The organism is Rhodovulum iodosum (genome assembly GCF_041020385.1).
In the GTDB taxonomy this organism is placed as follows: Bacteria; Pseudomonadota; Alphaproteobacteria; order Rhodobacterales; family Rhodobacteraceae; genus Rhodovulum; species Rhodovulum iodosum.
The window spans coordinates 348842-369437 of record NZ_JBEHHI010000001.1 but is presented as its reverse complement, the minus strand read 5'-3'; the positions used below and the strand labels follow the sequence as shown (position 1 = coordinate 369437).

The following is a 20596-nucleotide window of genomic DNA, read 5'->3' as shown; positions in this document are numbered from 1 at the left end:
CCCTAGACCAGCCGCGAGATGTCCCGCGCGGCGCGCACGAAATCGGCGAATAGCGGGTGCGGCGCGAAGGGTTTGGATTTCAGCTCGGGGTGGAACTGAACGCCGATGAACCACGGGTGATCGGTCCATTCCACGATTTCCGGCAGCCGCCCGTCGGGGGACATGGCTGAAAACACCAGCCCGGTATCCTCAAGCTTGTCGCGATACTTGATGTCCACCTCGTAGCGGTGGCGGTGACGTTCCTCGATCCTGGTCGTGCCGTAGATCTGCGCGACCTTCGAGCCCTCTTTCAGATGCGCCGCGTAGGCGCCCAGCCGCATCGTGCCGCCCTTGTCATCGTCGACCTTGCGCTCGACCTTGTGGCTGCCCTGGACCCATTCCTTGAGGTGGTAGACCACGGGGGTAAAGCGTTTCTTGCCGGCCTCGTGGTCGAATTCCTCCGACCCTGCGTCGGGCAGATGCGCGACATTGCGCGCCGCCTCGATCACCGCCATCTGCATGCCGAGGCAGATGCCGAGATAGGGCACCTTGCGGGTGCGGGCGAATTCGGCCGCGCGGATCTTGCCCTCGGTCCCGCGCTCGCCGAAGCCGCCGGGCACCAGGATCGCGTGGAAACCCTCAAGGTAGGGCGAGGGGTCCTCGCGCTCGAAGATCTCGGCGTCGATCCACTCGGCCTTGACCTTCACCCGGTTGGCCATACCGCCATGGGTCAGCGCCTCGGCGATGGATTTGTAGGCGTCCTCAAGCTGGGTGTACTTGCCCACGATGGCCACGCGCACCTCGCCCTCGGCGTTGAAAATGCGGTCGGAGACGTCCTCCCATTTCGCCAGGTGCGGCTTGGGCGCGGGGCTGATCGCGAACGCGTCCAGCACCGCCTGGTCCAGCCCCTCGCGGTGATAGGCCAGCGGTGCCTCGTAGATCGATTGCAGGTCTTGCGCGGCGATCACCGCGTCGGGGCGCACGTTGCAAAAGAGCGCCAGCTTGTCGCGCTCCTTCTGCGGTATCGGCCCTTCGGAGCGGCAGACCAGCACGTCCGGCGCGATGCCGATCGAGCGCAGCTCTTTCACCGAGTGCTGCGTGGGCTTGGTCTTCAACTCGCCGCTGGCGCGGATATAGGGCAAGAGAGTGAGGTGCATGAACATGCACTGGCCGCGGGGCTTTTCCTGGCTGAACTGGCGGATCGCCTCGAAAAACGGAAGGCCCTCGATATCGCCGACCGTGCCGCCGATCTCGCACAGCATGAAATCGACCTCGTCCTCGCCGATCCGGATGAAATCCTTGATCTCGTCGGTGACGTGGGGGATCACCTGGATGGTCTTGCCAAGGTAATCGCCCCGGCGTTCCTTCTCGAGCACGTTCGAATAGATGCGCCCCGACGAGACGGAGTCGGTGCGCCGTGCGGCCACGCCCGTGAAGCGTTCGTAATGGCCGAGGTCGAGATCGGTCTCGGCGCCGTCGTCGGTGACGAAGACCTCGCCATGCTCGAACGGGCTCATCGTGCCGGGATCGACGTTGAGATAGGGGTCGAGCTTTCGCAGCCGCACGGTGAACCCGCGGGCCTGCAACAGCGCCCCCAGAGCCGCCGAAGCCAGCCCCTTGCCGAGCGAGGACACAACCCCGCCGGTGATAAAGATGAAACGCGCCATGACGCTGAAAACCCCCGTGATCCTCGTTCCTGGTCTGCCCGATTCGGCCCTTCAGGACCGCAGCATCACGGGATTTAACCTATAAGGGATTCGCGGCGATGCCGCAACATGACCGCAAGATGCTGGGGCTGATTGCCAGCCCGAATCAACGTTTTGTGGTCTTGTCTCAGTCGGCCCGGGGCGGCGCAAGGGGCGCATCGACCGGCGCAGGCGGCAAAAGGTCGGTGCCCAGGGCCGACTCGGTCGTGTCGTCCGTCTCGGTCTCTGCGGCTGCCGGCGGCTCGGCCCCCAGACGGTCGACGACCGAGGTGCCCTCGGCATTCTGCGCCGCGATCACCGTCAACAGCAGCGATGTGCAGATGAAGGCGATGGCGAAAAACCAGGTCACCCGGCCCAGCGCGCTGGCCGCGCCGCGCCCGGTCATGGCGCCGCCACCACCGCCGCCCATGCCCAGACCGCCGCCCTCCGAGCGCTGCAACAGGACCACGCCGATCAGGCAGAGCGCGAGGATCAGGTGGACGATCAGGATGACGTTTTGCATAAGGGCGGCCCTAATAGTGACTTGGTCGGCTACCTAAGCCCAACGGGCCGCCCCCGCAACCCCTCAGGCTCTGGCCTCTTCGCCTGCCGGCGGCCGCACCTTGCTGCGCGACTTGATCTTGCTCGGCCCGCGCCAACTGGACGCGCCGCCAAGGATCAGCGACAGGATGGCGATGACGCCCCAGATGTTGTTCGTGCTGAGTTCCAGCGCGATCACGCCCTTGTCGACCAGGATATATCCCAGAAGCGCGACGATCACCAAAAGCAGGAAGATCCCAACCGACCCGAGTGTTCGGATCGTGCTGAGCAGGAAGTAGAGCAGCGCGATGCCCAGGATGATGCCGAGGCCGATCACCAGCGGCTTTTGCGTGGCGTAATTGTCCTGCGCCCAGGTCACGTAGTTGAACTTTGTCGGGTTGTAGGTTGCGGCCAGCAGGATGAAGGCAATCACCGTGCGCAGCAGAAATCCGGACATTCTTGGTCCTCCTTGTTTGTGTCGATCCGACTCGGGGCCGAGTGTAACGCGACACGAACCCTGTGCGGCGAAAATTGCTTTGCCGCATCGTCGCAGGGCCTTGCCGGCGCTAGTGGGCGCGCTAGGCGACGCACCCTAGTCTTCGACGTCGTCCACATCGGCCTGACCCGACAGGCGGCGGCGGATGATGCTCCAGGACAGCCCGACGCCCAGAACGAGGCTGAGCGTGGCGATGCCGATCCAGGTGTTCAGGCCCGGATCGTCCAGTCGGATCACCTGCCAGTCGACGAGCACCCAGATCAGCGCGGCGACGATGGCCATCACCAGGATCATGCCGAAGGCGCCGATCGAGCGCAGCGTGGCGCGCAGGTAGATGACGTATCCGGTCAGCAGCAACAGTCCGGCCAGCACGATCTGCGGGGTATTTTCCTGCCAGCCATCCATCACCCAGCGTGTGTAGTTGTACGATGTCGGATTATAGGTCGCAGCCAACAGCACGAAGGCAATCAGCCACCGAAAGAGGATTCCGGCCATTCCAGACACTCCCTGAATCTTCTCGCGCGTCCGAGTCGATGCCTACCATAGCTTCCGCACCCGCGCGTTGCGGCGAAAATGGCCTTGCCTCATCGTCGCAGGGCTTTATACCGGCGCGGGTTTGCACGTCAGCATCTTAAGGAACTGTGCCATGGCCAATGTCGTCGTCGTGGGCGCCCAGTGGGGCGACGAGGGAAAGGGCAAGATCGTCGATTGGCTGTCCGAACGCGCCGATGTGATCGCGCGGTTTCAGGGCGGGCACAATGCCGGCCACACGCTGGTGATCGGCGGCGAGGTGTACAAGCTGCACGCGCTGCCCTCGGGCGTGGTGCGCGGCGGAAAGCTCAGCGTCATCGGCAACGGCGTGGTGCTGGACCCGTGGCACCTGATCCAGGAGATCGAGACGATCCGCGCGCAGGGGGTCGAAATCACGCCCCAGACGCTGATGATCGCCGAAAACACCCCGCTCATCATGCCCTTCCACGGCGAGCTTGACCGCGCGCGCGAAGGCCAGAACTCGGTTGCCAAGATCGGCACCACCGGCCGCGGCATCGGCCCGGCCTACGAGGACAAGGTCGGCCGCCGGGTGATCCGGGTGGCCGACCTGGCCGATGACGCCACGCTGGAGCTGCGGGTCGACCGCGCGCTGGTGCATCACAACGCCCTGCGCGCCGGGCTGGGGCTGGAGGCGGTCAACCGCGACGCGCTGCTGGCCGAGCTGCGCCGCGTCGCGCCGGAAATCCTGGCCTATGCCGGGCCCGTCTGGAAGGTGCTGAACGAGCAGCGCAAGGCGGGCCGCCGCATTCTCTTCGAAGGGGCGCAAGGCGCGCTCTTGGACATCGACTTCGGCACCTACCCTTATGTCACCTCGTCGAACACAATCGCCGGGCAGGCGGCCACGGGCACCGGCATCGGACCGGGGTCGATCGATTTCGTGCTCGGCATCGTAAAGGCCTATACAACGCGGGTGGGCGAGGGTCCGTTCCCGACCGAACTGGACGACGCCGACGGCCAGCGGCTGGGCGAGCGGGGCCACGAATTCGGCACCACCACGGGGCGCAAGCGCCGCTGCGGGTGGTTCGACGCGGTACTGGTGCGCCAGACCTGCGCGGTCAGCGGCGTGTCGGGCATCGCGCTGACCAAGCTCGACGTGCTCGACGGGTTCGAAGAGCTGAAAATCTGTACCGGCTATGATCTGGATGGCGAGATGCTGGATTATCTGCCCACGGCCGCCGACCTGCAGGCCCGCGTCACGCCCGTCTACGAGACGCTGCCGGGCTGGCAGGCCAGCACCGCCGGCGCGCGCAGTTGGGCCGACCTGCCCGCCGAGGCGATCAAGTATGTCCGCCGCGTGGAAGAGTTGATCCAGTGCCCGGTGGCGCTACTCTCTACCTCACCCGAACGCGACGACACCATCCTCGTAACAGACCCCTTCGCAGACTGATGCCCCTGTCTTACAAAGCCCGCCGCCGCTGGTCCCTGATCATCCTGTTGATCGGACTGCCGGCCTATATCGTGCTGGCCGTCACGGTGATGAGCTGGCTCGACCGTCCGCCCTTCCTGGTCGAGCTGGGGGTCTATCTGGTACTCGGCTTGGTCTGGGCGCTGCCGTTCCGCTTTGTGTTTCGCGGCGTCGGCCGGGCCGACCCGGGTGCGGCCGAGGACGAAAACCAAAAGGCGGAATGACGTCTCCGTCATCCCGCCGACACTCTTTACGAACCTCTGCGACGCGTTAACCGGCGCGCCGTTGTGCCTTGGCATCCACCAGCAGATGCGATTTCGGGTTGAGCGCGAATTCGCCGCGCTTGACCTTTTGCAGCACGCCCTGCCGCAGCAGGCTGCCGAACGCGCGCAGCGTGTCCTCGCGGCTGAACGCGGTGTCGGGGAAGGGGGCGGTCGCCACCTGCATCAGTTGCGGGCGGCTGAAGGTCTCCTGCCCCCCGACCCCCACCAGGTAGGCGGCGGCGGCCTCCATCACCTCGGCCAGTTCGGTCGCGCCGCTGACGGCGAGGAACTTGGCGAAGCTCGGGCTGGCCTCGGCCGCCTCGTCGATTTCGTCGTCTTCGAGCAGTGCGAGGTTGCCCGAACTCATGCGGCGCGGGCGGATCAGCTCGGGCTCGTCGTCGAGCGCGCCCTCGGGGTCGTCGATGCGCTGTTCCGAAACCAGCACCAGCGGGGCAAGGCCCTCGGTGTCCTTGGGGGCCGGCGCCGGACCCTCGCGCACGGCGCGGGCCAGGTCTTCGCGGTAGGGGTGGGTGTCGGCCTCGGGGCGCGCTGCGGCCTTGCCGCCGCGCATGGCGCGGTCGGCCACGGTGGCGGCGACGGCGGCCTTCAGGTGGGCGATGGCCGAGCGGCGGCGGCGCTGCTCGGCGCCGTCAAGCTTGGTATTGGTCTCTTCCAGCAGGCGCGACACGGCGATTTCCTCTTCGTCGGCATCGGCGGGCTGCAGCCGCGGACCCTTCGGGGGCGCAGACGGCATGTCACCTTTGAGCTCGGCCAGTTCGGCCATCAGGTCGGCCTCTTCCTCGGGCGAGAGATCGGCACCGGCCGGCGATTTCCCGTCCTCGTCCTCGGTCTCTGCGGACACCTCCTCGGCGGGCGCCTCCTCTGCCGGTTCCTCAACCGCCTTGGCCACCGGTTCCTCGGTCTCGGCGGGGGCGGCATTGTCCGGCGACGGGGCCTCGGCCTCGTCGGTTTCCGGCGCGGTCTCGGCATCCGGCGTATCGGGCGCGGCCTCCAGCGGCGTATCGGGCGCGGCCTCCAGCGGCGTGACGCGCTCGTCCTCGCCCAGCCGGCGCAGGGTCGAGCGCCCGCCCTCCAGATCGCTGCGCTTCACCTTCAGAACCCGGGCGCGGGCACGTGCCGCCATTTCGCGCGCGGCTTCGGGGTCGCGCGAGGCAACGCGTTCTGCGGCGGCCTCGGCCTCCGGTTCGTCCTGTGCGGCCTCGGCGGACGGCGCCTCCCCGGTTTCCGGCGCGGGCTGTTCGCCGGGCTTGGCCCCGCGCCCCGGTGCGGTCAGCGCGGCGAGGCGCTTGAGCAGCGAGTTGTCGTCGCCTCGCGGCGCCTCGGCTTCGGCCTCAACCACGGCCTCGTCCGGCGTCTCGGCAGGCGCCTCGTCCTCGTGCGGCGCTTCGGCAACCGCGTCTTGCGCGGCGGGCTCGGGGGACGTCTCTGTCGCGGCCGGTTCCATCGTCTCGTCGGGGGTCTCGGCAGGCGCCTCCTCGACAGCGTCGGCGTCTGCCATCTCTGCCGTCTCTGCGGCGACATTTTCCGCCTCGGGGGTCGTCTCTTGCAGCTCGGGCTCTGCCGCCGCGGCCGGGTCCATCGCCTCCTCGGCGGTTTCGGCGGGCATTTCGGCAGCCGCTTCCGACGGCTCAGTGGGTTCGACGGTGGCTTCCTCTGCCTCGGCGGTGGCCTCTTCCACGTCAGGCTCGGCAGGCTCGGCCCGGTCATCCGCCTCGGCGGGCGCTTCTGCAACCGCATCGGGCTCGGTCGGCTCCACGGCCTCGTCCCCCTCGGCGGGGGGGGCGACGAAGGGCGCAGGCGTGTCCTCGACCGTCTCGGGGGCGAAGGTTTCGGCCGGCTTCGGGGCTTCGGCGGCGGCGGGAGCGGCCTGGCCTGCGCGGGCCGTGTCGACCACGGCGCGGATGCGCGCCAGCTTGGCGGCGACAGAGCCCGGGTCGGCGACCGGGGCCGGGGCAGCGGCGTAAGGCGCGGCGGAGGGCGCCGGGGTGGCATCGGGTGCGCGACGGGGCGCCGGGGCGGGCCGGGGTGCGGGTGCCGGACGTTCGGCGCGCGGGGCGGGCGCCGGGGCGGCATCTTCTTCCTCGGTCTCGGCGCGCAGCACGATGCCGGTCTGTTCGACCCGTGCCTCGACGCGCCGGCGGACCTCGCGCTCGGCGATGCGCTGCAGCATCTCGGTATCGGGCGTCGGCGGCTCCGCGCCGAAGTAGCGATCTTCCGAAGCGAGATCCCGGAAATACTCGGCGATGGCCTTCATCGTCTCGAAGGAATCGTCGAACCCTTCGAGCGTGCACGAGAACGTGCCATAGGACACCGTGAGAATTTTACTTGCACCAACCATCAAAAACTCGCTTTCTGCCCCGCTCGTTGGTCAGTGGTTTACCATAGACCGGTTCTCAAAATTGAACAAAACTGGGATTTTTGGAGGATTTAATCTTGTTCAGATTGTGGAAAACCGCCCGATGGCGCAGATAGGCGCCATGGACGGGGTCTTGCTGGAAACATCCGAAAACGTGACGCTTTTGGGCGGCGGAGACATCGTGGCGGCCGATCTGGACCTCGCGCTGGCCCGCGCTCCGGTGGTGGCCGCCGCCGACGGCGGCGCCGACTTCGCGTTGTCGCATGGCCATGTACCGCAGGCGGTGATCGGCGATTTCGATTCGATCAGCGACCGGGCGCGGGCCGCGATCCCGCCAGAGCGCCAGCACCCGATCGCCGAACAGGACAGCACCGATTTCGACAAGTGCCTGCGGTCGATCCGGGCGCCGCTGATCCTGGGGTTGGGCTTTCTCGGCCCGCGGCTGGACCATCAACTCGCCGCGCTCAACACGCTGGGGCGCCGGGCCGGGGTTCGCTGCGTGCTGGTCGGGCCGCACGACATCTGCTTTCTCTGCCCGGTGCGGCTGGGCCTCGACCTGCCGGTAGGGACGCGGTTGTCGCTGTTCCCGCTGGGCGCGGTGACGGGCGAAAGCCGGGGCCTGCGCTGGGCCATCGACGGCATCCACTTCGCGCCCGGCGGGCGCGTGGGTACATCGAACCGGGTCGTCGCCACGCGGGTCGAACTGTCATTTGCCATGCCGAGGATGCTGGCGTTCTTGCCGCGGGACGCGCTCGACGCGGTGCTTCGCGGGCTCAGGGCGGCGGAAGCGGCGGACGGCTGAGATGCCGCTCGCGCACGAAGACGTAAAGCCCGGCGGCAACGATCACCGCGATCCCGGCGAAGGTCTGTGTATCGGGCAGGTCGCCGAAGACGGCATAACCCAGCGCGGTTGCGGCGACGATTTCCAGGTATTGCAGCGGCGCGACGGTGGCCGTCGGCGCAAGGCGGACCGCGCCGCTGATGAAAATATGCGACACCGTCGCCGCCAGGCCCACGCCGGCCAGGTAGACCCAGACGCGCCCCTCGGGCCAGACGGTCTGCAAGGGCGCGATCTCGGTGCCGCGGGCCAGCACCAGCACCGGGCCGATCAGCAGGCAGGCCGCCAGCGCCGTCCAGGCCTGCAACGCCACCGGCGTCATCCGCCGCGCGATGCGCCGGGTCAGCACCATGTAGCTGGCAAAGCAAAAGGCGGTGCAGACCGGCAGCAAGGCGACCGGTCCGAAGGCGGCAAAGCTGGGGCGGATCACCATCATTGCCCCGGCAAAGCCCACCACGCAGGCCGCGATGCGCCGCCACCCCACGGATTCGCCCAGAAAGAGCGCGCCCAGCAGGGTCAGCACGAAGGGCTCGATGAAGAAAACCGCGATCGCGTCGGCCAGCGGCATGTGGCGCAGCGCGGCAAAGAAAGCGGTGGTGGCCAGCAGGATCAGCGCGGCGCGGGCCAGGTGCAAAAGCGCGTCGCCGGGCGTGGGCCGCACCAGAACGCGCATCAACCCCGCCAAGGGGAACAGGATCGCCACCTGAATGGCAAAGCGCGCGGCGACGATCTGGCCCACCGGCACGAAATCTCCGGCCAGCTTGGCGAAGGTGTCCATCACCGGGGCGGTGACGGTAAAGCCGACCATCAGCAGGATGCCGGCGACGATGCGGTCGGTCGGAACGCTCATACTGGCGATGTGCCCCGGCGGCGCGCGCCCGTCCAGCCGGATTCCGACACGGGCCGCCGCACGCCGGGATTTTTCGAGGTTTCATCGCAAGATCCCGTAGAAGGGTTTTGGCGCCCTGCGCACAATTTCGCTAGGCTGGCAGGATGGGAGAGCCATTCGACCCCGAGGCCGTGCTGGGCCGGCCCCTGATCGCGACCCTTGCCACCGTTTGCCCCGAGGGGCCGCGGGCCGCGCCGGTATGGTATTTGTGGGAGGACGGGGCGCTCTGGATGCTGGGCTCGGCGGCGGGCAGTTCGGTGCGGCGGCTGACGGCCGACCCGCGCTGCGCCGTCGAGATCGTGGATTTCGACAACGCGGCGGGCATTCTGCTGCATCTGGGGCTGCGGGGCGAGGCCACGGTCGGGCCGATGGTGCCGGCCCGGTTTCGCCGGCTGCTGGCGAAATATCTCGGGCCCGATCCGTCCGGGTGGAACCCCTGGTTCGTCGACCGAATCGCGCGGATCGACGACCCCTACGGACGCCTGATCTGCCTGCGGCCCGCAAGCGTGTTTACCAACAACGTGTCGTTCTTTCGCACCGGCCCGGATTTCGCCTGGCCCTGACGGGTCAGCAGTTGGGCACATTGACCGCGAGCCCGCCCAGCGCGGTTTCCTTGTATTTCTCGCTCATGTCACGGCCGGTCTGGCGCATGGTCTCGATACAGGCATCCAGCGGCACGAAATGCTTGCCGTCGCCCCGGAGCGAGAGCGATGCCGCCGAGACCGCCTTGATCGCGCCCAGCCCGTTGCGCTCGATACAAGGCACCTGCACCAGCCCCCTGACCGGGTCGCAGGTCATCCCGAGATGGTGTTCCAGCGCGATTTCGGCGGCGTTTTCAACCTGTTCAGGCGAGCCGCCCAGCACCGCCGCCAGCCCCGCCGCCGCCATTGCCGAGGCCGAGCCCACCTCGGCCTGGCAGCCGCATTCGGCGCCCGAGATCGAGGCGTTGCGCTTGATCATGCCGCCGATCGCCGCCGCGGTCAGCAGGAACTCCCCGATGCGCGAGGGCTGGGCCGTGGGCACATGGTCGAGCCAATATCGGATCGTCGCCGGGATCACGCCCGCCGCGCCCATGGTCGGTGCGGTCACCACCTGTCCGCCGGCGGCGTTTTCTTCGTTCACCGCCATGGCGTAGACCGACATCCAGTCGTTGATGGTGTGGGGCGGGGTCAGGTTCATGCCGTGCTCGGCCTTCAGCGCCTGGTGGATGGTGTGCGCCCGGCGGCGCAGGTTCAGCCCGCCGGGCAGGGTGCCCTCGGCGGCCAGGCCACGCTCGATGCTGTCGTTCATCACCTGCCAGATGCGGGCCATCCCGCGGTCAAGCCGGCCGTTGTCGGTGAATGTCAGCTCGTTTGCACGCTTCATCGCGGCCACCGACTTGCCGCTTTCGGCGGCCATCGCCAGCATCTCGGCGGCGTTGTGAAACGGGTAGGGCACGCGCATCAGCCTGGCCTCGGCGGCATCCTCGCCCGCCGCCAGCTCGGCCTCGGTGCGCACGAAGCCGCCGCCGATGGAATAGTAGGTTTCCTGCAAGACCACGTCGCCCTGCGCGTCGGTGGCCATCAGGACCATGCCGTTCGGGTGGCCGGGCAGGGCATGGTCGTAGTCGAAGACCAGATCGCGGTCGGGGTCGAAGACGAGCACGCCGAGACCCTTGGGCTCTACAGTCTTGCGGGTCTTGATCCGGTCCAGCGTGGCCTGCGCCGCGCGGGCGTCGTAATCGTCGGGCGTAAAGCCCGCCAGCCCGAGGATCGTCGCGCGGTCGGTGGCGTGCCCGACACCGGTGAACGCGAGCGATCCGTGCAGCGAGGCACGCAGCCCGTGGGCCTGAAACGGCGAGCCGCGCAAGAAGTCCAGAAACCGCGCGCCGGCCACCATCGGCCCCATCGTGTGGGACGAGGACGGGCCGACGCCGACCTTGAATATCTCGAAAACCGACAGAAACATGGGCGCCTCCCTGCCGCCCACTCTGCCGGATGCGCCGCCCGCGGCATAGCCGGAAGCGACGCACGGGGCCCCGTTTGCAGCATCAGCCCCCGGCGCCGACGGGGCGGCGCAAGGCCAGCCCGTCGCGCATGTTGCGGGCCAGCAGCGTGATATTGACCGCGCCCACGGCCAGTTCCAGCAGTTGCACGGCGTAGAAGGCCGCGTCGATCTGGCCCGCGGCGGCGCGCTGGTCGAGGAAGATCGCCGAGGGCACCAGGATCAACAGCCCGTTGCCGGCGATCAGCCGCATCCGTCGCGCCTTGCGCTCCACCGTCGGGCCGCGCCGGGTGCGGGCCAGCCGGAACCCGCCGGCCCCGGCCAGCGCCACGGCGGGCACCAGCAGGGCCAGCCCGAAAAGGATGTTGCGCTTGACGGGGGCGATGGCCGCCGCCCCGCCCAGGGTTTCGGCCCAGAGGGTTGCGAGCCAGAACAACGCGATCAGGCCCAGCGCCAGCCCGCCCGCGGCGGCGTGAAGTTTCGGGTGCATGTCGATCTCCTTCGAATCGGATAGCATGCTATCTAATATGCGCTTGCATAGCCTGCTATTCAACCCTAACGCTCAGGATCATGCCGTTTTCCAAGGACACCTCGGCAGGCTATCTGGCCAACCATATGGCCCGGCTTTTCGCCAACGGGCTGGCCCGGCGCATCGCGCCGCTGGGGCTGGCGCCGGCACAGTTCATGACGCTGTTGGAGCTTTGGGCCGAGGACGGGCTGACCCAAGCCGCGCTGGTCGAGCGGCTGGACGTGGAGCAGGCGACCATGGCCAACACGCTGGCGCGGATGCAGCGCGACGGGCTGATCGAGCGCCGGGCCCACGAGACCGACCGCCGGGCGCGCTGCATCTTCCTGACCGACAAGGCGCGCCGTATCGAGGCGCCCGCCATTGCGGCGGCCGAGGCGCAGAACGCCGCGGCGCTGGCCGGGCTGAGCGCGGAGGAACAGGCAGACTTGATCGGGCTGATGCGCCAAGTCGTGGCGACGATGCGGCGCGAGGGCTAGATCGGCGGCCGCAAACGGGCCTGCCAATGGCCCGTGAAACCCGCGCAATTGCCCCTCGCAGCCCCGGCGCAACTTGCCTATAAGGGCGGTGACGGAGAGAGGAGACCAGCCCATGAGCGGAGAGCTTTCCCCCATCGATAAGGCCAAGTTCGCCGCCGCCAAGCGCGCGGTGGATTACGTCGAGGACGGTATGCGCGTGGGCCTCGGCACCGGCTCGACCGCGGCCTGGATGGTGCGTTGCCTGGGCGAGATGGTGCGCGAGGACGGGCTGAAGATCCGCGGCGTCCCGACCTCGACCCGCACCGCCGAGCTGGCGCGCCAGGTGGGCATCGAGGTGATCTCGCTCGACGAAGCAAAGTGGCTGGACCTGACCATCGACGGCGCCGACGAGTTCGACGCCGATCTGAACCTCATCAAGGGCGGCGGCGGCGCGCTGTTGCAGGAAAAGATCGTGGCCACGGCTTCGGATCAGATGATCGTGATCGCCGACGCGGCCAAGGAAGTGACGCAACTCGGCGCCTTCCCGCTGCCGGTCGAGGTAATCCCGTTCGGCTGGCAGACCACCAAGGCGCTGGTCGAAGAGGCGCTGGTCGGGCTCGACGTGATGGGCCGCGACGGCAGCCTGCGCATGAACGGCGAGGCGCCCTTTGTCACCGACGAGAGTAACTATATCGTCGATCTGCACCTCAACCGCATCAAGAACCCCCGCCAACTGGCGCTGGTGCTGAACCAGATACCGGGCGTGGTGGAAAACGGCCTCTTTATCGACATCTGCGATATCGCCGTTGTCGGCCACGGCGATGGCAAGGTCGAGGTGCGCGACATCAACGCCGGCACCGTCGAGGAAGAGAAGATCGACTTTCTCGACAACGAAAACCTGTTCATCGACCTTTAAGGACGCCATGAGTTTCGACTACGACCTTTTCGTCATCGGCGGTGGCTCGGGCGGTGTCCGCGCGGCGCGGCTGGCGGCGGCCGAGGCGGGCGCCCGCGTGGGCCTGGCCGAAGAATACCGCATGGGCGGTACATGCGTGATCCGCGGCTGCGTGCCGAAAAAGCTGATGGTCTTTGCCTCGGGCTACCCCCGCGCCTTCGACGACGCCCGCGCCTACGGATGGGCGGTCGAGGCCGGCGGATTCGACTGGACGGCGTTCCGCGCCAGGCTCGATGCCGAGCTCGACCGGCTGGAAAGCGTCTACCGCAGCAACCTGTCCAGGGCGGGGGTCGAGGTCTTCGACACCCGCGCGGCGCTGGAGGATGCGCATAAGGTACGCCTTTCGACCGGCGAGGTGAAAACGGCGAAGCATATCCTGATCGCCACCGGCGGGGCCCCCTTCGTGCCCGAGTTCGACGGCGCCGAGCATGTCATCACCTCGAACGAGGTGTTCAAGCTGGACGCGCTGCCGAAAAAGATGCTGATCGTCGGCGGCGGCTATATCGCCTGCGAATTCGCCTGCATCCTTAACGGGTTGGGCGTGGAAATGACCCAGTATTACCGCGGCGCGCAGATCCTGCGCGGGTTCGACGAAGAGGCGCGCGGGCATATCGCCGGCGCCATGCGCGACGATGGTATCGACCTGCGTGTGGGCACCACGGTACAGCGGATCGACCGGGTCGAGGACGGGCTTTGGGTGAAATCCACCGACGGGCACGACGCGATCTACGACAAAGTGATGTACGCCACCGGGCGCAAACCCAACACCGCCGGGCTGGGGCTGGAAGAGGCCGGCGTGCGTCTGGCCAGGTCCGGCGCGGTCGAGGTCGATGCCTATTCGCAGACCTCGGTACCCTCGATCTACGCGGTGGGCGACGTGACCGACCGGGTGAACCTCACGCCGGTGGCGATCCGCGAGGGCGCGGCCTTCGTCGAGACGGTGTTCAAGGCCAACCCCACGCGGCCCGACCATCGCCAGGTGCCCGGCGCCGTCTTTACCCAGCCCGAGCTGGGCGCGGTGGGCCTGACCGAGGAAGAGGCCCGCGCCCAGGGCGCGATCGAGGTCTACGCCACGGCCTTTCGCCCGATGCAGTCGGGCTTTGCCGGGCGCGAGGACAGGGTGTTGATGAAGCTGATCGTTTGCGCCGACACGCGCAAGGTGCTGGGTTGCCATATCGTGGCCGACCATGCCGGCGAGATGATCCAGCTGGCCGGCGTGGCGATCAAGATGGGCGCCACCAAAGAGGATTTCGACCGCACCGTAGCGGTGCACCCGACCATGGCAGAGGAACTGGTCACGATGAAAGCCCCGGCGCGGACGGGTTGAATTCCCCGCACGGGCGACCAGTTAGAGAGCACGGATAGCGACTGTATAGAAGACGAAGCGAACCAAGAGGTAAGAACCCATATGGCTGGCAATAGTGGTGGACCCTGGGGCAGCGGAGGGTCCAATCAGGGCGGCGGCGGCGGAAACCGTGGCGGCGGCGGCGGGCGTGGCCCGGGAAACGAACCCCCGCAGATCCCCGAAATCGACGAATTGATGAAGCGCGGGCAAGAGCAATTGCGCGTCCTTATGGGCGGTCGCGGTGGTCGTGGCGGCTTTCCGGGCGGCGGCGGCGGTCCGGCCTTTACCAAGGGCACGCTGGCGATTGGCGGCCTTTTGGCGCTGGCGCTGTGGCTCTTCCTCTCGTTCTATACCGTCAAACCCGAAGAACAGTCGGTCGAGCTGTTCCTCGGCAAATATTCCCAGACCGGCAATCCGGGCCTGAACTTCGCGCCCTGGCCCGTCGTCACCGCCGAGGTGATCCCGGTCACGCGAGAGCAGACCGAAAACATCGGTGTGGCCGGTTCACGCGGCAACGACAGCGGGCTGATGCTGACCACCGACGAGAACATCGTCGATCTCGACTTTCAGGTGGTGTGGAACATCAACGACCCGGCGCTGTTCCTGTTCAACCTGCGCGATCCGCAGGCGACGATCCGCGCCGTGTCGGAATCGGCAATGCGCGAGATCATCGCCGCCTCGGAACTGGCGCCCATCCTTAACCGCGACCGGGCTGTCATCGCCGACAGCGCCCAGACGCTGATCCAGCAGACGCTCGACAGCTACAACGCGGGCTTGAACGTCCTGCGCGTCAACCTCGACAAGGCGGACCCGCCGACCGCGGTCATCGACGCCTTCCGCGAGGTGCAGGCCGCCGAGCAAGAGCGTGACCGTCTGGAACGCCAGGCCGACGCCTATGCAAACCGTGTGCTCGCCGGCGCCCGAGGCGAGGCGGCCCAGATCCTCGAAGAGGCCGAAGGCTACCGCGCCCAGGTCGTCAACGAGGCCGAGGGTGAGGCCAGCCGCTTTTCCGCCGTGCTGACCGAGTACCGCAACGCCCCCGAGGTCACCCGCAAGCGTCTTTACATCGAGACTCTGGAACGCGTGCTGGGCGACGTGGACAAGATCATCCTCGACGAACCCGGGGGTGGATCGAGACAGGGCGTGGTGCCCTACCTGCCGCTGAACGAACTGCGCCGCGGCCAAAGCCAGGGGAGCAACTGACATGCGCAAGCTAACCTATCTCCTGCCCATTCTCTTCGTGGCGTTGATCGCGCTGCTGTCATCGATTTTCATCGTGGACGAGCGCGAAAAGGCCCTGGTGCTGCAATTCGGCCAGATCAAGTCGGTCAAGGAGGATCCGGGCCTGGCCTTCAAGATCCCGCTGATCCAGGAGGTCGTGCGCTATGACGACCGCATCCTGTCGCTCGACACGCCGCCCACCGAGGTGACGCCGTCCGACGACCGGCGCCTCGTGGTCGACGCGTTCGCCCGTTACCGCATCGCCGACGTGGTGCAGTTCCGCCAGGCGGTCGGCGTGGGCGGCCTGCGCGCCGCCGAGGATCGGCTGGAGGGCATCCTCAACGCCCAGATCCGCGCCGTTCTGGGCTCCGAGGGCGTGACCTCGAACACCATCCTGTCGTCCGACCGGTCGACCTTGATGTCGCGCATCACCGATCAGGCGCGCGCCCGTTCGTTGCCCCTGGGGCTCGACGTGATCGATGTGCGGCTCAAGCAGACCAACCTGCCGGCGCAGAACCTCGACGCCACGTTCGCCCGGATGCGCGCCGAGCGCGAGCGCGAGGCCGCAGACGAGATCGCCCGCGGCGAAGAGGCCGCCCAGCGCGTGCGCGCTCAGGCCGACCGGACCGTGGTCGAGCTGGTCTCGGAGGCCCGGCGCGAAAGCGAGATCACCCGCGGTGAGGCCGACGCCCTGCGCAACGCGATCTTCGCCGAGGCGTTTGGCGCGGACCCGGACTTTTTCGAGTTCTACCGCTCGCTCGCGGCTTACGAAAAATCGCTCAAGGGCGAGAACTCGACCATGGTGATCACGCCTGACAGCGAATTCTTCGAATTCCTGAAGGGCGACGGGCTGGACTGATGAGCTATGCCATCCTGGCCATAGGGCTGGTGTTGGTGGTGGAGGGGCTGGTGTTCGCACTGGCCCCTTCGCGTCTGGACGACGTGGTCGAGATGATCCGCCAGATCCCGCCCGAGACACGGCGGATGATCGGCCTGGGGGCGGTGGCGGTGGGTACGGCGCTGGTTTGGCTTGCCCGTAGCCTCGGCGCCTGAGACACTGGGTTCACACCCATGTGACGGCCCGCGACGGGCTTTGGGTTGCGGCGCCGGCGGTCAGGATACCATATCGACGTCAGAACCCCGGGCGCATTGGTCCGGGCGGCATCGACAGAAAACCAGGAGGATGCATTCCGTGAAACCTCAGGCCATTGCGATTCCCGCGCAGCAAAACGTGGCGCTGCGCGCCATCTGGGCGCTGATGCTCGGGCTGGCGCTGATCGTCGCGCAGGCCAGCCTGGCCTATGCCCGCGGCGCCCCCGAAAGCTTTGCCGATCTGGCCGAGACGGTCAGCCCATCGGTGGTCAACATCACTACGTCCACCACCATCGCGGGCCATACCGGGGCCAACCCGGTGGTCCCCGAAGGCTCGCCCTTTGAGGATTTCTTCCGCGATTTCATGAATCCCGAGGGCAATGACGGCGCCCGCCCGCCGCGGCGCAGCCAGGCGCTGGGCTCGGGCTTCGTGATCTCCGAGGACGGCTACATCGTCACCAACAACCATGTCATCGAAAAGGCCGACGAGATCGAGGTCGAGTTCTTCTCCGGCCAGACGCTGGATGCCACGGTGGTGGGTACCGACCCCAACACCGACATCGCGCTGCTCAAGGTCGAAAGCGAAACGCCGCTGCCCTTCGTGCCGTTCGGTGACAGCGACATGATGCGGGTCGGCGATTGGGTGATGGCCATGGGCAACCCGCTGGGCCAGGGCTTTTCGGTTTCCGCCGGCATCGTTTCGGCGCGCGGCCGGGCGCTTTCGGGGAGCTATGACGACTACATCCAGACCGACGCCGCAATCAACCGCGGCAACTCGGGCGGGCCGCTGTTCAACATGGATGGACAGGTGGTCGGTGTGAACACCGCGATCCTGTCGCCCAACGGCGGCTCGATCGGCATCGGCTTTGCGATGTCGTCGTCGGTGGTCAAGAACGTGGTCGCCCAGCTCAAGGAATTCGGCGAGACCCGGCGCGGCTGGCTCGGCGTGCGTATCCAGGAAGTGACCGGCGACATGGCCGAGGCGTTGGGCCTCGACGAGGCGCGCGGCGCGCTGGTGGCCGATGTGCCCGAGGGGCCGGCTGCCGAGGCGGGCATGCAGGCCGGCGACGTGATCGTTCAGTTCGACGGCCAGAAGGTCGCCGACAGCCGCGAGCTGGTGCGCCGGGTGGGCAACACCCAGGTCGGCAAGGCGGTGCGCGTGGTCGTGCTGCGCGACGGCAAGACCCAGACGATGATGGTCACGCTCGGCCGCCGCGAAACCGCCGAGGCCGCGGTGCCGGCCGCCGCCCAGCCCGAAAGCGCCGCACCCGAAGAGGCCGAGGTGCTGGGCCTGACCCTGACGCCGCTGACCGACGAGCTGCGCGAGCAGCTGCAGGTCGGCAAGGCGGTCGAGGGGCTGGTGGTCAAGGATATCAACGAATCCGCCGAGGCCTATGAAAAGGGCCTGCGCGCCGGCGACGTGATCACCGAGGCCGGCCAGCAGAAGGTGACCGAGATCGCCGATTTCGAAACGCGCATCGAAGAGGCGCGCGACGCGGGGCGCAAGTCGCTGCTGCTGCTGGTGCGCCGCCAGGGCGATCCGCGCTTCGTGGCGCTGTCGGTCGCGCAGTAACCTTCACCGCGCGATAACCGGAAAAAGGGGGGCGTCCGCAGGGCCGCCCCTCTTTTGTTGCGCAAAGACGTTTCGTAAGGGGAAACGCGGGGCCAGGCCCGCGCGCCGCTCAACCGCCCGGTGCAGTGTCATAGGCCACCAGCCCCAGCTGCCGCGCCGCGTCCATCGACAACACGTCGCTGTCGAGCCCCAGCCTTGCCTGGTAGCGGCGCAGGGCCGCCCGTGTGGCGCTGTCGGCGGTGCCGGTCACCGGCCCGCGATAGACGCCGCGCGCGGCCAGCGCGCGTTGCAGGCTGGCGACGAACGCGGCATCGACCGCCTCGGGGCATGGGGTTTCGAACCAAAGCTCCTGCCGGTCGCGCAGGATGCGCTGGCGGGTTTCGGTGCGGTAACGGTCGGCCCCCCGCCCATCCGGCGCGGGTTCGCGGAATTGTTCGGTTACCGTTTCGATCATCGCGGGCCGGGTATCGCGGGCCCAGCACGCGCCTGGCCTGGCCGAGGGCGGGTCGGCCAGATGCGCGCCGGTCAGCCCGCCGGGGGCGGGCGCCGTGATCGGGGCCGGGGCGGGCGCGCCGCAACCGGCCAGCCCCAGCGCTGCCAGAACGCACAGATATCTTGCCTTTGTCATCTGCCTGCCCGGCTGCCCTTGTTGGTCTGACGGCAGGATACCGGGGCGGGCAGGGCGGCGAAAGGCCCCTCAGGGCTGGTCGGCGGCGCGGGTGCCGTCAGGGTGCAACAAGGCGTCGAGCATGTGCGAGATGTCTTCGATGCTTTCGGCCACCACGTGCACAACGCCGCATTCGCGCTGCACCCGGCCGGTGACCCGCAGCAGGCGCCCGGCGATCACCGCGCGGCGGAACCGTTCGAACACCTTGGCCCAGACGACCACGTTGGCCACCCCCGTCTCGTCCTCCAGCGTGACGAAGATCACCCCCTTGGCGGTGCCCGGCCGCTGGCGCACCAGCACCAGCCCGGCCACGCAGACCCGCGCGCCGGCGGGCTGCCGGTCGAGCAGGGCATGGGGCAGGCAGGCCGGCGGGCGCGGCCAGTCCGCGGAGGCACGGGGCGGATCGTCCATGGGGAACATAAATAGAACATTCCGCACGGGGCGCAACCCTGCCGGCTTTCGCTGGAAAATCCCGGTGCCATGGCTTATGTGCCTCCCCGATCAGCATTGAACGGCGAGAGGCACGCATGGCGAAGATCACCTATATCGAGCACAACGGGACCGAGCATGTCGTCGAGGTGGCCAACGGGCTGACCGTGATGGAAGGCGCCCGTGACAACGGCATTCCCGGCATCGACGCCGATTGCGGCGGCGCCTGCGCCTGCTCGACCTGCCACGCCTATGTTCACCCCGACTGGGTCGACCGGCTGCCGGCCAAGGAAGAGATGGAAGAGGACATGCTCGACTTCGCCTACGAAACCGATCCGGCCCGGTCGCGTCTGACCTGCCAGCTGAAGGTCTCCGACGCGCTGGACGGGCTGGTCGTGAACCTGCCCGAACGGCAGATCTGATGGTCAGGGGCGCGCGGCCCAGCCCGTCGCGCCCGTGGCGCCGCCCCGCCCGCCGCGCGCTGCGCCCTGTGCGCCTGTGGTGGGCGGCCCTGACCCTCGCGGCGCTCTCCGCCCCCGGCGCGGCCGAAATTACCGCCGCCCAATTCGCCGAGCCGACGACGCGCTACGCCCACGGCGTGCTCGGCGACGCGGTCGAATACGGCGCCCTGCGGCTTGAGACCCGCGATGGCCGCAGCCTGCTGATACGCCTGCCCGAGAGCCGTGTTTTCGAAGACCTCGCGCCGCGGCTGGCCGATCTCGACGGCGACGCGTCGCCCGAAGTGGTCGTGGTGGAAAGCGATGCCGCCCGCGGCGCCCGGCTCTCGGTCTATGGCGAGGCTGGGCTGATCGACGCCACCCCCTTCATCGGCCAGCCCTTCCGATGGCTGGCGCCCGCCGGCATCGCCGATCTAGACGGCGACGGCGCGACCGAAATCGCCTATGTCGATCGCCCCCACCTTGCGCGCGTCTTGCGCATCTGGCGCTACGCGGGCGGCCGGCTCACCGAGATCGCCCGCGCCGACGGCTTGACCAACCACCGCATCGGCGACGATTTCATCTCGGGCGGCCTGCGCGATTGCGGAGACGGCCCCGAGATCTTGCTGGCCACCCCCGACTGGTCCGAAATCGTCGCCGCGCGTCTGGAGCGGGGGCGCATCGAGACGCGTGCGCTGGGGCGCCCGGCCAGCGAACGGGGCTTCGCCGCCGCGCGTGCCTGCACGCCCTGACACCGCCCCGGCGGGACGCGCGAGCGTGACATCCGCGCCCGTCACGGCGCACGAGCATCCGATCACGAGCGATGTCGGCAAAGCAGGCGCCCCAGATCGGCGTGTTCCAGTCATGTTCGATATGCGCCAGCCAG

Annotated in this window: 23 protein-coding genes; 13 read left to right on the top strand and 10 right to left on the bottom strand. The window is 68.1% G+C overall.

Features of this window, described 5'->3' with window-relative positions; all coding sequences use genetic code 11:
• Positions 1–2 precede the first annotated feature (2 nt).
• From pyrG to Ga0609869_RS01775, 4 genes are all read right to left on the bottom strand, one after another.
• Positions 3–1646, bottom strand: coding sequence for a CTP synthase (gene pyrG / locus Ga0609869_RS01790; protein ID WP_125403499.1), 1644 nt, complete (start codon positions 1644–1646; stop codon positions 3–5).
• Positions 1647–1812: 166 nt separating this feature from the next.
• The gene (gene secG, locus Ga0609869_RS01785; RefSeq protein WP_125403498.1) at positions 1813–2187 is read right to left on the bottom strand and encodes a preprotein translocase subunit SecG; all 375 of its coding nucleotides are present in this window, start codon (positions 2185–2187) and stop codon (positions 1813–1815) included.
• 63 nt (positions 2188–2250) lie between these two features.
• Positions 2251–2661 (bottom strand): DUF6524 family protein, encoded by a 411-nt coding sequence (locus Ga0609869_RS01780; protein ID WP_125403497.1) that lies wholly within the window; start codon positions 2659–2661, stop codon positions 2251–2253.
• A gap of 135 nt (positions 2662–2796) precedes the next feature.
• A complete protein-coding gene (locus Ga0609869_RS01775) occupies positions 2797–3195 on the bottom strand; it encodes a DUF6524 family protein (protein WP_125403496.1) in 399 nt (132 codons plus the stop codon).
• Positions 3196–3346: 151 nt separating this feature from the next.
• On the opposite strand from Ga0609869_RS01775, the gene Ga0609869_RS01770 reads away from it, so the two are divergent.
• Positions 3347–4639, top strand: a complete 1293-nt coding sequence (locus tag Ga0609869_RS01770) for an adenylosuccinate synthase (RefSeq protein ID WP_125403495.1) — start codon at positions 3347–3349, stop codon at positions 4637–4639.
• Positions 4639–4881, top strand: coding sequence for a DUF2842 domain-containing protein (locus tag Ga0609869_RS01765; protein WP_125403494.1), 243 nt, complete (start codon positions 4639–4641; stop codon positions 4879–4881). Before Ga0609869_RS01770 ends, Ga0609869_RS01765 begins: the two co-directional genes overlap by 1 nt.
• Before the next feature lie 46 nt (positions 4882–4927).
• On the opposite strand, the gene Ga0609869_RS01760 is transcribed toward Ga0609869_RS01765, so the two are convergent.
• A complete protein-coding gene (locus Ga0609869_RS01760) occupies positions 4928–7279 on the bottom strand; it encodes a hypothetical protein (RefSeq protein ID WP_170168755.1) in 2352 nt (783 codons plus the stop codon).
• 139 nt (positions 7280–7418) lie between these two features.
• Here Ga0609869_RS01760 and Ga0609869_RS01755 point away from each other — a divergent pair, with 139 nt between their 5' ends.
• Positions 7419–8099: a thiamine diphosphokinase gene (locus Ga0609869_RS01755; RefSeq protein ID WP_125403576.1), complete on the top strand. Its 681-nt coding sequence runs from the start codon at positions 7419–7421 to the stop codon at positions 8097–8099.
• Here Ga0609869_RS01755 and Ga0609869_RS01750 read toward each other — a convergent pair.
• The gene (locus Ga0609869_RS01750) at positions 8071–8985 is read right to left on the bottom strand and encodes a DMT family transporter (protein WP_245972113.1); all 915 of its coding nucleotides are present in this window, start codon (positions 8983–8985) and stop codon (positions 8071–8073) included. The two genes, Ga0609869_RS01755 and Ga0609869_RS01750, sit on opposite strands and share 29 nt — an antisense overlap.
• A 143-nt stretch (positions 8986–9128) precedes the next feature.
• Between Ga0609869_RS01750 and Ga0609869_RS01745 the strand changes: the two genes are divergently transcribed.
• Entirely contained in the window at positions 9129–9587 is a 459-nt protein-coding gene (locus Ga0609869_RS01745; RefSeq protein ID WP_125403493.1) for a pyridoxamine 5'-phosphate oxidase family protein, read from the top strand.
• A 4-nt stretch (positions 9588–9591) separates the two neighbouring features.
• Here Ga0609869_RS01745 and Ga0609869_RS01740 read toward each other — a convergent pair whose 3' ends face one another.
• A complete protein-coding gene (locus Ga0609869_RS01740) occupies positions 9592–10971 on the bottom strand; it encodes an L-serine ammonia-lyase (protein ID WP_125403492.1) in 1380 nt (459 codons plus the stop codon).
• A gap of 82 nt (positions 10972–11053) precedes the next feature.
• Complete coding sequence (locus tag Ga0609869_RS01735; protein ID WP_125403491.1) at positions 11054–11497, bottom strand: hypothetical protein; 444 nt, start codon at positions 11495–11497, stop codon at positions 11054–11056.
• A gap of 80 nt (positions 11498–11577) precedes the next feature.
• On the opposite strand from Ga0609869_RS01735, the gene Ga0609869_RS01730 reads away from it, so the two are divergent.
• The 7 genes from Ga0609869_RS01730 to Ga0609869_RS01700 all read left to right on the top strand — a co-directional run bounded on the left by Ga0609869_RS01730 (position 11578) and on the right by Ga0609869_RS01700 (position 18177).
• Positions 11578–12012, top strand: coding sequence for a MarR family winged helix-turn-helix transcriptional regulator (locus tag Ga0609869_RS01730; RefSeq protein WP_125403490.1), 435 nt, complete (start codon positions 11578–11580; stop codon positions 12010–12012).
• 112 nt (positions 12013–12124) lie between these two features.
• Positions 12125–12907, top strand: coding sequence for a ribose-5-phosphate isomerase RpiA (gene rpiA, locus Ga0609869_RS01725; protein ID WP_125403489.1), 783 nt, complete (start codon positions 12125–12127; stop codon positions 12905–12907).
• Between the two features lie 7 nt (positions 12908–12914).
• A complete protein-coding gene (gene gor / locus Ga0609869_RS01720; protein WP_125403488.1) occupies positions 12915–14273 on the top strand; it encodes a glutathione-disulfide reductase in 1359 nt (452 codons plus the stop codon).
• 81 nt (positions 14274–14354) lie between these two features.
• The gene (gene hflK / locus Ga0609869_RS01715) at positions 14355–15494 is read left to right on the top strand and encodes an FtsH protease activity modulator HflK (RefSeq protein WP_125403487.1); all 1140 of its coding nucleotides are present in this window, start codon (positions 14355–14357) and stop codon (positions 15492–15494) included.
• Between the two features lies 1 nt (position 15495).
• Positions 15496–16371, top strand: coding sequence for a protease modulator HflC (hflC, locus tag Ga0609869_RS01710; RefSeq protein ID WP_125403486.1), 876 nt, complete (start codon positions 15496–15498; stop codon positions 16369–16371).
• A complete protein-coding gene (locus Ga0609869_RS01705; RefSeq protein ID WP_125403485.1) occupies positions 16371–16565 on the top strand; it encodes a DUF2065 domain-containing protein in 195 nt (64 codons plus the stop codon). The genes hflC and Ga0609869_RS01705 overlap by 1 nt, the downstream gene beginning before the upstream one ends.
• 130 nt (positions 16566–16695) lie before the next feature.
• Positions 16696–18177, top strand: a complete 1482-nt coding sequence (locus Ga0609869_RS01700) for a DegQ family serine endoprotease (protein ID WP_125403484.1) — start codon at positions 16696–16698, stop codon at positions 18175–18177.
• A gap of 109 nt (positions 18178–18286) precedes the next feature.
• Here Ga0609869_RS01700 and Ga0609869_RS01695 read toward each other — a convergent pair whose 3' ends face one another.
• Both Ga0609869_RS01695 and Ga0609869_RS01690 read right to left on the bottom strand, forming a co-directional pair.
• A complete protein-coding gene (locus Ga0609869_RS01695) occupies positions 18287–18805 on the bottom strand; it encodes a peptidoglycan-binding domain-containing protein (RefSeq protein ID WP_125403483.1) in 519 nt (172 codons plus the stop codon).
• 69 nt (positions 18806–18874) lie between these two features.
• Complete coding sequence (locus Ga0609869_RS01690; RefSeq protein ID WP_245972112.1) at positions 18875–19255, bottom strand: OB-fold nucleic acid binding domain-containing protein; 381 nt, start codon at positions 19253–19255, stop codon at positions 18875–18877.
• Positions 19256–19371: 116 nt separating this feature from the next.
• On the opposite strand from Ga0609869_RS01690, the gene Ga0609869_RS01685 reads away from it, so the two are divergent.
• Positions 19372–19695 carry a 2Fe-2S iron-sulfur cluster-binding protein gene (locus tag Ga0609869_RS01685; RefSeq protein WP_125403481.1) on the top strand — a complete coding sequence of 108 codons (324 nt, stop codon included), beginning with the start codon at positions 19372–19374 and terminating at the stop codon, positions 19693–19695.
• Positions 19695–20462, top strand: a complete 768-nt coding sequence (locus Ga0609869_RS01680) for an FG-GAP repeat domain-containing protein (protein WP_125403480.1) — start codon at positions 19695–19697, stop codon at positions 20460–20462. Before Ga0609869_RS01685 ends, Ga0609869_RS01680 begins: the two co-directional genes overlap by 1 nt.
• Positions 20463–20596: the final 134 nt, after the last annotated feature.